The sequence below is a fragment of the Pseudomonas sp. LBUM1676 genome, from assembly GCF_059695605.1.
In genome coordinates this window covers 1,673,003-1,688,976 of record NZ_CP166777.1, presented here as the reverse complement: position 1 = coordinate 1,688,976, position 15,974 = coordinate 1,673,003, and the positions used below count along the sequence as shown (strand labels likewise).

General features: G+C 60.1%; 15 protein-coding genes. 13 read left to right on the top strand and 2 right to left on the bottom strand.

Going from position 1 to position 15,974, the window contains the following annotated elements:
- The first annotated feature begins 59 nt into the window (after positions 1–59).
- The 5 genes from ACA041_RS07875 (at position 60) to ACA041_RS07855 (ending at position 5,533) form a co-directional block, all read left to right on the top strand.
- Complete coding sequence (locus tag ACA041_RS07875) at positions 60–563, top strand: ureidoglycolate lyase (protein WP_497442024.1); 504 nt, start codon at positions 60–62, stop codon at positions 561–563.
- A 50-nt stretch (positions 564–613) separates the two neighbouring features.
- Positions 614–1,918, top strand: coding sequence for a urate hydroxylase PuuD (locus tag ACA041_RS07870; RefSeq protein ID WP_497440600.1), 1,305 nt, complete (start codon positions 614–616; stop codon positions 1,916–1,918).
- 153 nt (positions 1,919–2,071) lie between these two features.
- Entirely contained in the window at positions 2,072–3,430 is a 1,359-nt protein-coding gene (locus tag ACA041_RS07865) for a nucleobase:cation symporter-2 family protein (RefSeq protein ID WP_497440599.1), read from the top strand.
- Positions 3,431–3,588: 158 nt separating this feature from the next.
- Positions 3,589–4,374, top strand: a complete 786-nt coding sequence (locus ACA041_RS07860) for an outer membrane protein OmpK (RefSeq protein ID WP_497440598.1) — start codon at positions 3,589–3,591, stop codon at positions 4,372–4,374.
- Between the two features lie 373 nt (positions 4,375–4,747).
- On the top strand, positions 4,748–5,533 hold the full coding sequence (locus ACA041_RS07855; RefSeq protein ID WP_497440597.1) for an outer membrane protein OmpK: 786 nt from the start codon (positions 4,748–4,750) through the stop codon (positions 5,531–5,533).
- Positions 5,534–5,665: 132 nt separating this feature from the next.
- Here ACA041_RS07855 and ACA041_RS07850 read toward each other — a convergent pair whose 3' ends face one another.
- Positions 5,666–6,838, bottom strand: coding sequence for a patatin-like phospholipase family protein (locus ACA041_RS07850; RefSeq protein WP_497440596.1), 1,173 nt, complete (start codon positions 6,836–6,838; stop codon positions 5,666–5,668).
- 155 nt (positions 6,839–6,993) lie between these two features.
- Complete coding sequence (locus ACA041_RS07845) at positions 6,994–7,926, bottom strand: lipid A biosynthesis lauroyl acyltransferase (RefSeq protein ID WP_497440595.1); 933 nt, start codon at positions 7,924–7,926, stop codon at positions 6,994–6,996.
- Positions 7,927–8,043: 117 nt separating this feature from the next.
- Here ACA041_RS07845 and minC point away from each other — a divergent pair, with 117 nt between their 5' ends.
- From minC to ACA041_RS07805, 8 genes are all read left to right on the top strand, one after another.
- Positions 8,044–8,781 carry a septum site-determining protein MinC gene (gene minC, locus ACA041_RS07840; RefSeq protein WP_497440594.1) on the top strand — a complete coding sequence of 246 codons (738 nt, stop codon included), beginning with the start codon at positions 8,044–8,046 and terminating at the stop codon, positions 8,779–8,781.
- A 201-nt stretch (positions 8,782–8,982) separates the two neighbouring features.
- On the top strand, positions 8,983–9,795 hold the full coding sequence (gene minD / locus ACA041_RS07835) for a septum site-determining protein MinD (protein ID WP_497440593.1): 813 nt from the start codon (positions 8,983–8,985) through the stop codon (positions 9,793–9,795).
- On the top strand, positions 9,795–10,049 hold the full coding sequence (gene minE / locus ACA041_RS07830) for a cell division topological specificity factor MinE (RefSeq protein ID WP_007944431.1): 255 nt from the start codon (positions 9,795–9,797) through the stop codon (positions 10,047–10,049). Before minD ends, minE begins: the two co-directional genes overlap by 1 nt.
- A gap of 184 nt (positions 10,050–10,233) precedes the next feature.
- The gene (locus tag ACA041_RS07825) at positions 10,234–10,869 is read left to right on the top strand and encodes an RluA family pseudouridine synthase (protein ID WP_030131660.1); all 636 of its coding nucleotides are present in this window, start codon (positions 10,234–10,236) and stop codon (positions 10,867–10,869) included.
- A gap of 33 nt (positions 10,870–10,902) precedes the next feature.
- The gene (locus ACA041_RS07820) at positions 10,903–12,006 is read left to right on the top strand and encodes a hypothetical protein (RefSeq protein WP_497440592.1); all 1,104 of its coding nucleotides are present in this window, start codon (positions 10,903–10,905) and stop codon (positions 12,004–12,006) included.
- Between the two features lie 75 nt (positions 12,007–12,081).
- A complete protein-coding gene (locus ACA041_RS07815) occupies positions 12,082–13,371 on the top strand; it encodes a M18 family aminopeptidase (protein ID WP_497440591.1) in 1,290 nt (429 codons plus the stop codon).
- A 186-nt stretch (positions 13,372–13,557) separates the two neighbouring features.
- Positions 13,558–13,734 (top strand): hypothetical protein, encoded by a 177-nt coding sequence (locus ACA041_RS07810; protein WP_497440590.1) that lies wholly within the window; start codon positions 13,558–13,560, stop codon positions 13,732–13,734.
- Between the two features lie 77 nt (positions 13,735–13,811).
- Positions 13,812–15,965 (top strand): mechanosensitive ion channel family protein, encoded by a 2,154-nt coding sequence (locus ACA041_RS07805; RefSeq protein WP_497440589.1) that lies wholly within the window; start codon positions 13,812–13,814, stop codon positions 15,963–15,965.
- Positions 15,966–15,974 lie beyond the last annotated feature (9 nt).

The following is a 15,974-nucleotide window of genomic DNA, read 5'->3' as shown; positions in this document are numbered from 1 at the left end:
GAGCCAGCCTGCTGGCGATAGCAACAGAACCAACAACACAGAATTCGGATAAAAACAGCATGCGCACATTGACGATTGAACCGCTGACCAAAGAAGCCTTCGCCCCTTTCGGTGACGTGATCGAAACCGATGGCAGCGATCACTTCATGATCAACAACGGTTCGACCATGCGCTTTCACAAACTGGCGACGGTGCAAACCGCCACGCCAGAGGACAATGCGATCATCAGCATCTTCCGCGCCGACGCGCAGGACATGCCGCTGACCGTCTGCATGCTGGAGCGTCACCCGCTGGGCAGCCAGGCTTTCATTCCGCTGCTCGGCAACCCCTTTCTGATCGTGGTCGCGCCACTTGGCGATGAACCTGTATCAGGCTTGGTCCGCGCCTTCGTCACCAACGGCAGGCAGGGCATTAATTACCATCGCGGCGTCTGGCACCACCCGGTGCTGACGATCGAAAAGCGGGATGACTTCCTGGTGGTTGATCGCAGTGGCACAGGCAATAACTGCGATGAGCATTTTTTCAAAGAGGATGAGTGTTTGATCCTCGCCCCCCACCAATAAGAGAAGGTCTGATCACTCGACAACAGAGTGACAGGCGAGAGGTAAAGACTGTGGAAGCACATCTGTTGGAATGGCTGAACCTGAGCGTGCGCTGGGTTCACATGATTACTGGCGTGGCCTGGATCGGTGCGTCGTTCTATTTCGTCTGGCTGGAAAACAACCTCAATCGGGTCAACCCGAAAAGCGGTCTGGCCGGCGATTTGTGGGCGATCCATGGCGGCGGTATCTATCACCTGGAAAAATACAAGCTGGCCCCACCGACCATGCCGGACAACCTGCACTGGTTCAAATGGGAAGCCTACTTCACCTGGTTGTCGGGGATCGCGCTGCTGTGCGTGGTGTTCTACTCCAACCCGACCCTGTACCTGCTGGCACCGGGCAGCACCCTGAGCGGTCCTGAAGGCGTGGCCATCGGCCTGGGCTCGCTGTTCATCGGCTGGTTCATCTACTCCTTCCTCTGCGACTCGGCCCTGGGCAAGCGCCCTGCCCTGCTCGGCTTCATCCTGTTCGTGTTGATCATCGGCGCCGCCTACGGCTTCAGCAAGGTGTTCAGCGGTCGTGGTGCGTACCTGCACGTCGGCGCGATCATCGGCACCATCATGGTCGGCAACGTGTTCCGCATCATCATGCCGGCGCAACGGGCGCTGGTGGCGGCAATCGCCGAGAACCGCACGCCCGATCCGGCACTGCCGGCCAAAGGCCTGCTGCGTTCGCGTCACAACAACTACTTCACCCTGCCGGTGCTGTTCATCATGATCAGTAACCATTTCCCGAGCACCTATGGCAGCCAGTACAACTGGCTGATCCTGGCCGGGATCGCGGTGCTGGCGGTGTTGGTGCGTCATTACTTCAACACCCGTCACGACAGCCACAAATATGCCTGGACCCTGCCCGTGGCAGCGGTGGGCATGATTTGCCTCGCTTATGTGTCCGGTCCGAAGCCGATGTCCAGCGCGCCTGAAGTCGCCAACGCTCCAGCGAAGATCGAGTACCAGCCACTGCCGGAAACAGCATTGGGTGGTGGTTTGAAACCGGCGCAAGCAAAACCTGCAGAGGCACCGGCAACCGCACCGGCCCAGGCGTCCAACGCCGGCCCGGGTTTCGACAAGGTGCACAACGTGATCCAGGAACGCTGCACGGTCTGCCACTCGGCCAAGCCGACCAGTCCGCTGTTCAGTGCCGCACCGGCTGGCGTGATGTTCGACACCCCCGAGCAGATCCGCCAGAACGCGGCGCGCATCCAGGCCCAGGCCGTCACCAGCCAGATCATGCCACTGGGCAACATCACCCAGATGACCCAGCAGGAACGTGACCTGATCGGGGCGTGGATTGTGCAGGGAGCTCCGACCAATTAATCGTTGAAAAGCATCGCGGGCAAGTCGAGACGTCGCACCGCCGCTCCCACAGGGATCACCTAATCCTGTGGGAGCTGGCTTGCCTGCGATTGGCCGCAGCGCGGTCAACCTGATGCACAAAATCACAAGAATAAAAAAGATCCGAGGTGTTGCATGTCCGAGCTATCCAAAGCGCGCATCCCCGACGCACCCGCCATTCAGCGTTTGCCCCTTTTGCAACTGATCCTGGTCGGCCTGCAACACGTCCTGCTGATGTACGGCGGAGCCATCGCGGTGCCGCTGATCATCGGACAGGCCGCAGGCCTGAGTCGTGAAGAAATCGCCTTCCTGATCAACGCCGACCTGCTGGTGGCCGGGATCGCGACCATCGTGCAATCCCTGGGGATAGGCCCCATGGGCATCCGCATGCCGGTGATGATGGGCGCCAGTTTCGCCGCCGTCGGCAGCATGGTGGCCATGGCTGGCATGCCCGGCATCGGGATGCAGGGGATCTTCGGTGCGACCATCGCCGCCGGGTTCTTCGGCATGCTCATCGCGCCGTTCATGTCCAGGGTCGTACGTTTCTTCCCGCCGCTGGTGACCGGTACGGTCATCACCTCGATCGGTTTGTCGCTGTTCCCCGTGGCCGTGAACTGGGCCGCCGGCGGTGCTGGCGCGGCTCAATTCGGTTCACCGATCTACCTGGCCATCGCCGCCCTGGTGCTGGCTACCATCCTGCTGGTCCACCGCTTCATGCGCGGTTTCTGGGTCAACATCTCGGTGCTGATCGGCATGTGCCTGGGGTATGTGATCTGCGGCTTGATCGGCATGGTCGACCTCAGCGGCATGGCTGAGGCGCCGTGGTTACAGATCGTCACGCCATTGCATTTCGGCATGCCGAAATTTGAACTCGCACCGATCTTGTCCATGTGCCTGGTGGTGGTGATCATCTTCGTCGAGTCCACCGGGATGTTCCTGGCCCTGGGCAAAATCACCGGCCAGGAAGTCTGCCCACGGATGCTGCGTCGGGGTTTGCTGTGCGATGCCGGTGCGTCGTTCTTCGCCGGATTCTTCAACACCTTCACCCACTCCTCCTTCGCCCAGAACATCGGCCTGGTGCAGATGACCGGTGTGCGCTGCCGTTCAGTGACGATCGTCGCCGGCGGTTTGCTGGTGGTGCTGAGCCTGTTGCCGAAAGCGGCGTTCCTGGTGGCGTCGATTCCATCTGCCGTGCTGGGCGGCGCGGCCATCGCGATGTTCGGCATGGTCGCCGCCACCGGGATCAAGATTCTTCAGGAGGCGGACATCGGTGACCGCCGCAACCAGTTGCTGGTGGCGGTGAGCATCGGCATGGGGCTGATCCCGGTGGTACGTCCGGAGTTCTTCGCCCATCTGCCGTTGTGGATGAGCCCGATCACCCACAGCGGCATCGCCATGGCGACCTTGAGTGCCCTGGCGCTGAACCTGCTGTTCAACATTCTTGGCGGCGCCGAACGGGCAGCCATCAACGACTGCCCCGCTCACCCGCATTGACAGGTAAAGACACGTAACCCTGTGGGAGCGAGCCTGCTCGCGAAAACGGTTTGCCAGTCAACATTGATGTTGGATGTGCCGACCTCTTCGCGAGCAGGCTCGCTCCCACAGGGGGTGGCTACCTGTGCCTGAAAAATAAAAACAAGAGGGAGCAACAGATGATTCGGACACAGACAAACATGTTGTTGTGCGGCGGACTTCTGGCCGCCAGCCAGGCCATGGCCGGCGATTTATTGCTGTGGCAGACCAACAGCCTGAGCTACCTGTACGGCAAGAACTTCGCGATCAACCCGGCGATCCAGCAGACGGTGACGTTCGAGCACGCCGACAAGTGGAAATACGGCGACAACTTCCTGTTCGTCGACAAGATCTTCTACAACGGCGAACAGGACCGCAACAAAGGCCGCCACGCCTTTTACGGCGAGTTCAGCCCACGCTTGTCCTTTGGAAAGATCCTCGACCGCCGTTTCGAATTCGGCCCGGTCAGGGACGTGCTGCTGGCCATGACTTACGAGTATGGCGAAGGCGATAGCGAGGCTTACCTGATCGGTCCCGGGTTCGATCTCGCGATACCCGGCTTCAACTATTTCACCCTCAATTTCTATCGCCGCCAGACCGAAGGCCCGCGCCCCGGCGACGGTGTGTGGCAGATCACTCCGGCCTGGTCCTACAGCATCCCGCTGGGCAAATCCGACCTGTTGATCGACGGTTACCTGGACTGGGTGGTCGATAACGATCAGAACGCCCGCGGCACCTATCACGCCAACCTGCACATCAATCCACAGATCAAATATGACCTCGGCAAAGCCATGGGCTGGGGCCAGAAGCAGTTCTATGTCGGCACCGAATACAGCTACTGGAAGAACAAGTACGGGGTCGAAAACAGCTCGAACCTGGACACCCATGAAAACACCGCCAGCCTGCTGGTGAAGGTGCACTTCTAAGATGGCCCGCAACCGCGCCCCAAACCTGTCGTCGGTGCGCTGTTGCGGGGCACTTGAGACCTGGCGAAGGAGTCAGTATTCTCCGCCGCCGCCCGAATCCGCTTTAAAAAAAAGCCCGGATTTAATTCCTGACCAGAAAGCCAACTTATCCCGGCCCTGGACGGTATCAAGGCATTCCAAACCCCCTCTCAATCGACTGTTCTCGAACAGCCGAGCGGGAGTTTTTTGCTTTTCGAAGGCCTTGGCGCAGCGCTTGCCAACAGCACGGCAGCTAACCGATTGGATGATTTTTTACAGTTAAAGAAAAAGGCGCCAAACCAGAGCGCCGACCTTAAAAAATATCGTGCAACACCTACTTTTTGGGAGCAACCGAATGAAACGTACGTGCACCAGCCTGATACTCGCGGGATCCTTGCTGGCCGGAGGCCAAGCCATGGCCGACGACTTTCTGCAATGGCAGAACAACAGCCTGACCTATCTGTATGGCAAGGACTTCCAGGTCAACCCGCGCATTCAGCAGACCGTCACCTTCGAACATGCCGACGCCTGGAAATACGGGGATAACTTTTTCTTCCTCGACAAGATCTTCTACAACGGCGAAAAAGACTTCAATGCCGGCCCGAATACTTATTATGGCGAATTCCAGCCGCGTATTTCCCTGGGCAAGGTCCTCGACCAGAAAATCGAATTCGGCCCGATCAAGGACGTCCTGCTGGCCATGACCTACGAGTTCGGCGAAGGCGATACCGAGTCCTACCTGATCGGCCCTGGTTTCGACCTGGCGATCCCGGGCTTCGACTACTTCCAGCTGAACTTCTACCAGCGCCACACCGAAGGCAGCCGTGCGGGCGACAACGTCTGGCAGATCACGCCGGTGTGGTCCTACACCATTCCCGTGGGCAACTCGAGCATCCTGATCGATGGCTTCATGGATTGGGTGGTCGACAACGACTCCAGCTCCAAAGGCGATTACCACGCCAACCTGCACTTCAACCCACAGGTCAAATATGACTTGGGTAAAGCGCTGAATTTTGGTGAGAAGCAGTTGTATGTGGGGGTGGAGTACGATTACTGGTCGGATAAGTACGGGATCAAGGACAGCCAGGTGTTCAAGACGGATCAGAGCACTACGAGCTTTTTGGTGAAGTTGCACTTTTGATTCAGCGGCGTCTGTGAGGACGCCATCGCGAGCAAGCTCGCTCCCACAGGGATCTCCAGCGCACGCAATATTTGTGTCCGACGTAGACCCACTGTGGGAGCGAGCTTGTTCGCGATAACTTCAGCACCGATCTCAAGCCGGAACCACAGACTCCGCCAACCCGAGAAACCGGGATAATTCATCGCGTTTGGCCAACGCATCCCGCCGTCCCAGATCAATCAACTCGCTGCAATACCCCGCCTCGAACAGCAAATAACTCAACACCCCCGCCCCGCTGGTCTTGGTCGCCCCCGGCCCGCGCAGGAACAGGCGCAGCGCTGCCGGCAATTCCTGGCGATGGCGCGCGGCGATCTCGTCGATCGGCTGGCTCGGCGAAATCACCAGCACCTCCACCGGCGCCACACCCAGCGCACGGGTCGGCGTGCCGTCGGGTAACAGGTGGCTGAACTGATTGAGCCGCTGCAGCAACTCGATGTCACTTTCCAGGCTGTCAATGAACGTACTGTTGAGCATGTGCCCGCCGATCTGCGCCAGGGTCGGCTGCTGGCCGGTGTAGGCGCGTAGCAGCGGTTGTTCCGGGTCGACGCCGCGCGGGTTGCCGCTGACGCCCACCACCAGCACCCGACTGGCGCCCAGGTGCAGGGCCGGGCTGATCGGTGCCGATTGACGTACCGCGCCATCGCCGAAATATTCTTCGCCGATTTTCACCGGTGCGAAGAGCAAGGGGATGGCGGAGCTGGCGAGCAAGTGCTCGACCGTCAATTGGGTGGGAACGCCAATCCGCCGATGCCGCAACCAGGCGTCGATGGTGCCGCCGCCCTGATAAAAAGTGACGGCTTGACCGGACTCGTAACCGAACGCCGTGACCGCTACTGCCTGCAGCTGCTTCTGCGCGATGGCTTGGTCTATTCCGCTCATCAGCAGTTTATCGTTGAGCAACCCGCGCAGCGGCGAACTGTTGAGCAAGGCCACCGGAACCTGAGCACCAATACCCAGCAAGCTGTGACTGACGAACCGACTGGCCTGATGGATCACCCCCGGCCAGTCGCTGCGCAATACCAGATGACTGCGAAACCCCTGCCAGAAAGCGGTCAACCGTTCGATCGCGCCACGAAAATCCATCGCCCCGCTGGCCAGGCTGACCGCGTTGATCGCCCCGGCCGACGTGCCGACGATCACCGGAAACGGGTTGCTGGCGCCGACCGGCAGCAGTTCGGCAATCGCTGCCAGCACACCGACCTGATAGGCCGCCCGAGCCCCGCCGCCGGAAAGAATCAGGCCTGTCACCGGTTCAACAGGACTCATCGCAACACTCCATGATGCTGGATCGGATTGTCATTGCTCCAACCCTGTCTAATAAAAACCTGTAGGAGCGAGCTTGCTCGCGAAGGTCGTCAACGATGACGTTTGCAGCCTGATACCCCGCGGTGGCCTCAGGTTTTTCGCGAGCAAGCTCGCTCCTACCCGCGTTTGGCGTACAGCTTGGGCTCACCCGGCGGTCGGCTCTTGAAGCGGCGATGGGCCCACAGGTATTGCTCCGGGCATTCGCGCAACACGCCTTCGACCCACTGATTGATGCGAATGCAATCGGCCTCTTCGGTCTCGCCGGGGAACCCCTCAAGCGGTGCATGGATCACCAGTCGATAACCGCTGCCATCCGCCAGGCGTTCCTGGGTGAACGGCACCACCAGCGCCTTGCCCAGCCGGGCAAACTTGCTGGTGGCGGTGACGGTTGCGGCCTGAATCCCGAACAGCGGCACGAAGATACTTTGCTTGGCGCCGTAATCCTGGTCCGGTGCATACCAGATGGCCCGGCCTGAGCGCAGCAGTTTGAGCATGCCACGCACGTCGTCGCGCTCCACCGCCAGCGAATCGAGGTTGTGCCGCTCGCGACCGAGGCGCTGAATGTAGTCGAACAACGGATTCTTGTGCTCGCGGTACATGCCATCGATGGTGTGTTGCTGGCCAAGCAACGCTGCACCGATTTCCAGCGTGGTGAAATGCACCGCCATCAGGATCACGCCCTTGCCTTCGCGTTGAGCCTTCTGCAAATGCTCCAGCCCTTCGACATGGGCCAGTCTGGCCAGGCGCTCGCGCGACCACCACCAGCTCATCGCCATCTCGAAAAAGGCGATGCCGGTGGAAGCAAAGTTTTCCTTGAGCAGCCGTTTGCGTTCGGCAGCGGTTTTTTCGGGAAAACACAGTTCAAGATTGCGCTTTGCAATGCGCCGTCGGTCGCCCGCCACTCGATACATCAATGCGCCCAGGGCGCGACCGATAGACAGCAATGCCGGATACGGCAGCTGGACAATCAGCCACAACAGCCCCAGCCCGCACCACAGCGGCCAGAAACGTGGAGAAAGAAATGCTGTTCGAAAACGCGGACGATCCATTAAAGCTTCCGTCAAGACCATGGCCGCGCATTCTACATCGTTCGACCCGGCTTGCGGCCCGCGGGCGTTCTCGTTATAAGTCTCGGCACTTTTAGTGACAAGCCGTTGTATGCCGACATGAGCAAAACCGATCCGCTAGACCAAGATCCCGTGTTCCAGTTGAAGGGCAGCATGCTCGCCATCACGGTGCTGGAACTGGCCCGTAACGACCTCGAGAGCCTCGATCGGCAACTGGCCGCCAAGGTTGCCCAGGCGCCTAACTTCTTCAGCAACGCGCCATTGGTGCTGGCCCTGGACAAACTGCCAGCCCACGAAGGTGCCGTTGATCTGCCAGGCTTGATGCGCATCTGCCGCCAGCACGGCCTGCGCACCCTGGCGATCCGTGCCAGCCGCATCGAAGACATCGCCGCCGCCATCGCGGTCGACCTGCCGGTGCTGCCACCGTCCGGCGCTCGGGAGCGTCCGCTGGACCCGAACGAGGGCGAGGTGAAGAAAAAACCGGAGAAACCGCCGGAGCCGACCATCAAGCCGACCAAGATCATCACCTCGCCAGTGCGCGGCGGCCAGCAGATCTATGCCCAGGGTTGCGATCTGGTCGTGGTCTCGTCGGTCAGTCCGGGGGCGGAACTTCTCGCCGATGGGAACATCCATGTATACGGCCCGATGCGCGGTCGTGTGCTGGCCGGGGTCAAAGGCGACACGAAGGCCAGGATTTTCTGTCAGCAGATGAGCGCTGAACTGGTCTCCATCGCAGGCCACTACAAGGTTTCGGAGGATCTGCGGCGCGACCCTTTGTGGGGTTCGGGCGTGCAGGTCAGCCTGTCGGGCGATGTGTTGAACATCATTCGGCTTTAACGGATACTGCCGCATTTTCCAAGCATCTCTAAAACGTAGCGAAAACGGCTCAAACGAAGTAGGAAAAAGGCCACAAGCAGTGTTTACCGTAGGTAAGTTCCGCTCTGAACCGGATTCCAGCCAAGGCTGTCCGACTGCAGTAGTTTTTCAAGAGATGTTTTTCAGGGGCTAAATGTCCTTTTTCCTTAGGGGTGAAACACCTTGGCCAAGATTCTCGTGGTTACATCCGGCAAGGGTGGTGTGGGTAAGACCACCACCAGCGCCGCTATCGGTACCGGCCTCGCTCTGCGTGGTCACAAAACAGTCATCGTCGACTTCGACGTCGGCCTGCGTAACCTCGACCTGATCATGGGTTGCGAGCGCCGCGTGGTGTATGACTTCGTCAACGTGGTAAACGGCGAAGCCAACCTGCAGCAGGCGCTGATCAAAGACAAGCGCCTGGAAAACCTCTACGTACTGGCCGCCAGTCAGACCCGCGACAAAGACGCGCTGACCGTCGAAGGCGTGGAAAAGGTCCTGATGGCACTGAAAGAAGACTTCGAATTCGTCGTCTGCGACTCCCCGGCCGGTATCGAGAAAGGCGCTCACCTGGCGATGTATTTCGCTGATGAAGCGATTATCGTGACCAACCCGGAAGTGTCCTCGGTACGTGACTCGGACCGCATGCTCGGCCTGCTGGCCAGCAAATCGCGCCGCGCCGAAAAGGGCGAAGATCCGATCAAGGAACACTTGCTGCTGACCCGTTACAACCCACAACGGGTCAGTGACGGCGAAATGCTCGGCGTCGAAGACGTCAAGGAAATCCTGGCTGTCACCCTGCTGGGTGTCATTCCGGAATCCCAGGCGGTACTCAAGGCTTCCAACTCGGGTGTGCCGGTGATTCTCGACGATCAGAGCGACGCCGGCCAGGCGTACAGCGATGCGGTCGATCGCCTGCTGGGTAAAACCGTGGAACATCGCTTCCTCGATGTCACGAAGAAGGGATTCTTCGAGCGCCTGTTTGGAGGTAGGTAATGAACATTTTTGACTTCTTTCGAGCCAACAAGAAGCCAAGTACCGCCTCGGTAGCGAAAGAGCGTCTACAGATCATCGTGGCGCATGAACGCGGCCAGCGCAGTACGCCGGACTACTTGCCAGCCTTGCAGAAGGAACTGGTGGAAGTGATCCGCAAGTACGTCAATATCGGGTCCGATGACGTGCACGTGGCTCTGGAAAACCAGGGCAGCTGCTCGATCCTGGAACTCAATATCACCCTGCCTGACCGCTAGTCGATCAGACAGGAGCTACGGCGGCTCAGGCTCTTACGCTCTACGTAGGAGCGAAGCTTGCTCGCGAACCCGGGCAACTCGGTGTATCTGTTAGACCGAGGTGACGCATTCGCGAGCAAGCTTCGCTCCTACGGGTGTGTGGAGGGCCTGAGCCGCCGTTGGCATTTGTTACGAGGCTGTTTTAATGCCGCTGTCCAACATCCGCATCATCCATCAGGACGCCGCCGTACTGGTGGTGGATAAGCCGACCCTGTTGCTCTCCGTCCCTGGCCGGGCTGACGACAACAAGGACTGCCTGATCACTCGCTTGCAAGAAAACGGCTACCCGGAAGCACGAATCGTCCATCGACTGGATTGGGAAACTTCCGGCATCATTCTGTTGGCCCGTGATCCGGATACTCATCGCGAGTTGTCTCGGCAATTTCACGACCGCGAAACCGAAAAAGCCTACACCGCATTGTGTTGGGGCCAACCGGAACTCGACAGTGGCAGCATCGATCTGCCCCTGCGTTACGATCCGCCGACCAAACCACGTCACGTGGTGGACCATGAGTTCGGCAAGCACGCCCTGACCTTCTGGCGCGTGCTGGAACGTTGCGGCGACTGGTGCCGCGTCGAACTGACACCGATCACCGGTCGCTCCCATCAACTGCGCGTGCACATGCTGTCCATCGGTCATCCGCTGCTGGGTGACGGGCTCTATGCGCACGAACAGGCCCTGGCCGCCTGGCCGCGCCTGTGCCTGCACGCCAGTATGCTCAGCTTCACCCATCCGCAAACCGGCGAACGCTTGCGCTTCGAATGCCCGGCACCGTTTTAAGCATGCCGCTTCAGAGAAAGGATATTAATCCGGATGAGTTGTATTGATTTCCTGACGATACCCGTTGAAAAAACCCGACACCAGCTGCTTTACCTGATCTACGGCGACCATGACGTGTACCGGCGGGAAGCCAAGTTCAGTATTTTGACCGCACTGTCCCACGCCACGAACGGCAAGCTGCCGAGCATCAGAATCCTTACCGATCGTCCACAGGACTATGCCGGCTGGCCAGTGGAAACCGTTACTCTGACCCAGGAAACCCTGACCCTGTGGCAAGGCGCAAACGGCTATCACCATCGTCGCAAGGCCTGCGCGATCGCTTATGGGCTGACGCTGGCGCACAAGACCTTGTTCGTCGACACCGACACCTTGTTCACCCGCGACCCGATGCAGATCTTCGAGCGGATTGAGCCTGGGCACTACCTGATGGACCGGTTCGAATACGACTGGAAAGACGTCTACGAACGCCCCGACTATGTGAAGCTCGGCGGTTGCCTGCGCGCGCATGGCGTCACCGCGGATAACGGTTTCAAGCTGTTCAACAGCGGCGTGTGCGGCGTGACTGATCTCGACACGGCGCTGTTCGAAGCGTCCATCCGATTCATCGACGAATGGACCCGCGACAGCTTCGATATTCACACCATCGAGCAGATCGCCCTGTCGTTCGCCCTGCACGGCAAGCCTGTGGGTGAAACCAAAAAGTACATCTATCACTACTTTGCGGATAAACGCTTTTTCCACGCGATGCAGGCGCTGTTCTTCTCCCGGCACGGCGAGGCGTTCAGTCAGCACCTGGTCGAACTGTGCCGTGATGTACCGCGCGCGAAACCCTTCCCTTCGGCCTGGCAGCGACTGAAAATAAAATGGAAGCTGCGTCACCAGAGCGGTCCGCTGAGAAAGGTCGGGCGCGATCTGCTTTACGGCAGCGCGGCACCTGATCACCCGTACTACACGGCGTGCCGCCATGAGTGGTGGGAAAGTGCCTCGCGGGAGATTCTTCGTTGGGACCGCAGCCGTCAGAAAAAGCTGCTGGAGACGAAGCAGGGCTGGCCCGCGCAACTGCCCCGGCCCGAAAAGCCCGAGGATGAGCGGATCATCATGAAGTACCTGAAAAATCGGGTCGAGGCTGCGAGCTGACGTGAGCGCGTCACGTCACGCCCAAAGCCCCCGACCAATACGGTAAACTGGCGCCATTGCTGTCTGGAGCTATTTATGCGCGAAGAGTTGAACCAAGGCCTGATCGACTTCCTCAAGGCCTCCCCTACCCCGTTCCACGCCACCGCCAGCCTCGTTCAGCGTCTGGAAGCGGCGGGCTTTCAACGCCTTGACGAGCGTGAGCCATGGAACACCGAAACCAATGGTCGCTACTACGTCACCCGTAACGACTCTTCGATTGTCGCCATCAAGATGGGCCGTCATTCGCCGCTGCACGGCGGGATTCGCCTGGTGGGCGCCCACACCGACAGCCCCTGCCTGCGGGTCAAGCCCCAGCCGGAACTGCAACGTCAGGGCTTCTGGCAGCTGGGCGTCGAAGTCTATGGCGGTGCACTGCTGGCGCCGTGGTTCGATCGCGACCTGTCCCTGGCCGGCCGCGTGACCTTCCGCCGTGACGGCAAGGTCGAGAGCCAGCTGGTCGACTTCAAGGCGCCGATCGCCATCATTCCAAACCTGGCCATTCATCTCAATCGCGAAGCCAACATGGGCTGGGCCATCAACGCCCAGACCGAACTGCCGCCGATCCTTGCGCAATTTGCCGGTGACGAGCGGGTGGACTTCCGCGCCGTGCTCACCGACCAACTCGCCCGCGAACACGGGCTGAACGCCGACGTAGTGCTGGATTACGAACTGAGCTTCTACGACACTCAAAGCGCCGCGCTCATTGGCCTGCATGGCGATTTCATCGCCGGTGCGCGCCTGGACAACCTGCTGTCCTGCTACGCCGGCCTGCAAGCCATGCTGACCACCGAAACCGATGAAACCTGCGTGCTGGTCTGCAATGACCACGAAGAAGTCGGCTCCTGCTCGGCCTGCGGCGCCGATGGCCCGATGCTCGAGCAAACGTTGCGTCGTCTGCTGCCGGAAGGTGATGAATTCGTACGCACCATTCAGAAATCCCTGCTGGTCTCGGCCGACAATGCCCATGGCGTGCACCCGAACTACGCCGACAAACACGATGCCAACCACGGCCCGAAACTCAATGCCGGCCCGGTGATCAAGGTCAACAGCAACCAGCGTTACGCCACCAACAGCGAAACCGCCGGGTTCTTCCGCCATCTGTGCATGGCCGAAGAAGTACCGGTGCAGAGCTTCGTGGTGCGCAGCGACATGGGTTGCGGCTCGACCATCGGCCCGATCACCGCCAGCCAGTTGGGCGTACGCACCGTCGACATCGGCTTGCCGACGTTCGCCATGCATTCGATCCGCGAGCTGTGCGGCAGCCATGACCTGGCGCACCTGGTCAAGGTACTGAGCGCGTTCTACGCCTGCCGCGAGTTGCCGTAACACCCCTTACATGCATCGCATTACCCTGTAGGAGCGAGCTTGCTCGCGAAGAACCTGAGAGCGCCACGGGGTGTCAGGTTTCGAGCGTTATCGTTCACGCACATCGTCGGAACGCCGCCCGGAGCAAGCTCGCTCCTACAAAGCCACCTAGACTCTACCTATACCCTCTCGTCAAGGCCGTCGCCCATGATCTCGATGTCCTCGTTTCACGCCATGCTGATTCCGATCCTTGCCGGAATGATCATGCTGACAATCGGTTTCAACTTCCGCGACAAAAACCTCGGCGTGTTCGCAATGTGGATCGGCATGCTGACCATCCTCGCCACCGTGGTGTTCAAGATCCTCGCCAAACTCAACGAATAAATCCTCAACCCTGGCTCGCATTGATTTTGACGGGCTCGTACACTCGGTCGATCCGCTCATCCGAGGTTGACCGCCCAGTGTTCGCTCGTCTTTTTGCCCTGCCCTCCCTGTTCCTTGTCTGCCTGATGACGCTGCTGCCGCTGGCCCCCGCCCAGGCGGTCGGTTTGCCGGGCTTGCTCAACGGTTCGAAAGCTCAGCCCGAGGCGCAGGAACCCTTGGGGCAGTCCCTGGACGAAGTCATCAAGTCGCTGGAGAACGATCAGCAACGGACACAGTTGCTGACCGACCTGAAGAAACTGCGCGACGCCACCAAAACGGCCCAGCCAACGGCCGAACAGGGCGTGCTGGGGCTGATCGGCGGCACTTTGGCCAATTTCGAAAAACAGTTCTCCGGCGCCGACAGCCCCCTCACCCGCTGGACGCAAGAGTTCGAACTGGCCAAGGATGAACTGGCGGCGCTGGTGTTGCCGGCCAACGAATGGCTGCCGATCATCTTTGCCTTCGCCATGATCCTGATGATCTGGAGCCTGCTGGCCGCCGCGCTGATCTGGCTCGGTCACCGGGTGCGGATGCGCTTCGGCCTGACCGAAGAACTGCCGCAACACCCCAAGGCCCTCGACATGCTGCGCTTTGCCCTGCGCAAACTGGGGCCGTGGCTGATTGCCCTGGTCATCACGGTGTACATGAGCTACGCGCTGCCCTCTTCACTGGGCAAAAGCCTGGCCATGGTGCTGGCCTATGCGTTGGTGGTCGGCACCTGTTTCTCGTCGATCTGTGTGATCGCGTTTTCCCTGCTCGACGGCCCCCATCGCCACCGCGCGCTGTACATCCTGCGGCACCAGGCCTTTCGGCCGCTGTGGCTGATCGGCAGTTTCGCCGCGTTTGGTGAAGCCTTGAGTGACCCGCGGCTGGTGGCCAGCCTCGGCAGTCACCTGGCGCATACCGCCGCCACCATCGCCAATGTGTTGGCGGCGCTGTCCACAGGGTTGTTCATCCTGCGGTTCCGTCGCCCGATTGCCCATCTGATCCGCAACCAACCGCTGTCCCGACGCCTGACCCGGCGCGCCCTCAGTGACACGATCGAGATTCTCGGGACCTTCTGGTACGTGCCGGCATTGGTGCTGGTGGCCATCTCACTGTTCGCCACTTTCGTCTCGGCGGGCGATACCAGTACGGCACTGCGCCAGTCACTGATCTGCACCGTGCTGCTGGTGTTGTGCATGGTCATCAACGGCCTGGTGCGCCGCCATTCACTCAAACCCCAGCGCGGCGTGAAGCGCCATGCACTGTACTCGGACCGCCTGAAAAGCTTCTTCTACACCCTCGCGCATCTGGTGGTGTGGCTGGTGTTCATTGAACTCGGCCTGCGGGTCTGGGGCCTGTCGTTCATCGCGTTCACCGAGGGCGACGGCCATGAAATCAGCGTCAAACTGTTCAGCCTTGGCGGCACGCTGATTTTTGCCTGGCTGATCTGGATCCTCAGCGACACCGCGGTGCACCACGCCCTCACCCGTTCGCGCAAAGGCCTGGCCAATGCCCGCGCGCAGACCATGATGCCGCTGATCCGCAACGTGCTGTTCGTGGCGATTTTCATCATCGCGCTGATCGTCGCCCTGGCAAACATGGGCATGAACGTCACGCCATTGCTGGCCGGTGCCGGCGTGATCGGCCTGGCCATCGGTTTCGGCGCGCAGTCGCTGGTCGCCGACTTGATCACCGGGCTGTTCATCATCATCGAAGACTCTCTGGCCATCGACGACTACGTGGACGTCGGCGGCCACCTGGGCACCGTCGAAGGCTTGACCATCCGCACCGTGCGCCTGCGGGACATCGACGGCATCGTCCACACCATTCCGTTCAGCGAAATCAAAAGCATCAAGAACTACTCCCGGGAATTCGGCTACGCGATCTTCCGGGTGGCGGTGCCGTCCAACATGGACATCGACAACGCGATCAAACTGATGCGCGAAGTCGGGCAGAAAATGCGCACCGACCCGCTGCAACGGCGCAACATCTGGTCGCCACTGGAGATCCAGGGGGTCGAGAGTTTCGAGTCGGGCAACGCGATCCTGCGCGCCCGGTTCAAGACGGCGCCGATCAAGCAGTGGGAAGTGTCCCGAGCGTTCAACCTGTCACTCAAGCGCCACCTGGACGAAGCCGGGCTCGACCTGGCGACGCCGCGAATGAGCGTGCAAGTGATCACGGCAGGTGGCGGCCAGGTGCAGGAGTAGCACTTAATC

Bases quoted from the DNA above. Each gene is read 5' to 3' on its own strand.
- ACA041_RS07875 (WP_497442024.1), top strand. From the start codon at position 60: ATGCGCACATTGACGATTGAACCGCTGACCAAAGAAGCCTTCGCCCCT.
- ACA041_RS07865 (WP_497440599.1), top strand. From the start codon at position 2,072: ATGTCCGAGCTATCCAAAGCGCGCATCCCCGACGCACCCGCCATTCAG.
- ACA041_RS07860 (WP_497440598.1), top strand. From the start codon at position 3,589: ATGATTCGGACACAGACAAACATGTTGTTGTGCGGCGGACTTCTGGCC.
- ACA041_RS07855 (WP_497440597.1), top strand. From the start codon at position 4,748: ATGAAACGTACGTGCACCAGCCTGATACTCGCGGGATCCTTGCTGGCC.
- ACA041_RS07850 (WP_497440596.1), bottom strand. From the start codon at position 6,838: ATGAGTCCTGTTGAACCGGTGACAGGCCTGATTCTTTCCGGCGGCGGG.
- ACA041_RS07845 (WP_497440595.1), bottom strand. From the start codon at position 7,926: ATGGATCGTCCGCGTTTTCGAACAGCATTTCTTTCTCCACGTTTCTGG.
- minC (WP_497440594.1), top strand. From the start codon at position 8,044: ATGAGCAAAACCGATCCGCTAGACCAAGATCCCGTGTTCCAGTTGAAG.
- minE (WP_007944431.1), top strand. From the start codon at position 9,795: ATGAACATTTTTGACTTCTTTCGAGCCAACAAGAAGCCAAGTACCGCC.
- ACA041_RS07825 (WP_030131660.1), top strand. From the start codon at position 10,234: ATGCCGCTGTCCAACATCCGCATCATCCATCAGGACGCCGCCGTACTG.
- ACA041_RS07820 (WP_497440592.1), top strand. From the start codon at position 10,903: ATGAGTTGTATTGATTTCCTGACGATACCCGTTGAAAAAACCCGACAC.
- ACA041_RS07815 (WP_497440591.1), top strand. From the start codon at position 12,082: ATGCGCGAAGAGTTGAACCAAGGCCTGATCGACTTCCTCAAGGCCTCC.
- ACA041_RS07810 (WP_497440590.1), top strand. From the start codon at position 13,558: ATGATCTCGATGTCCTCGTTTCACGCCATGCTGATTCCGATCCTTGCC.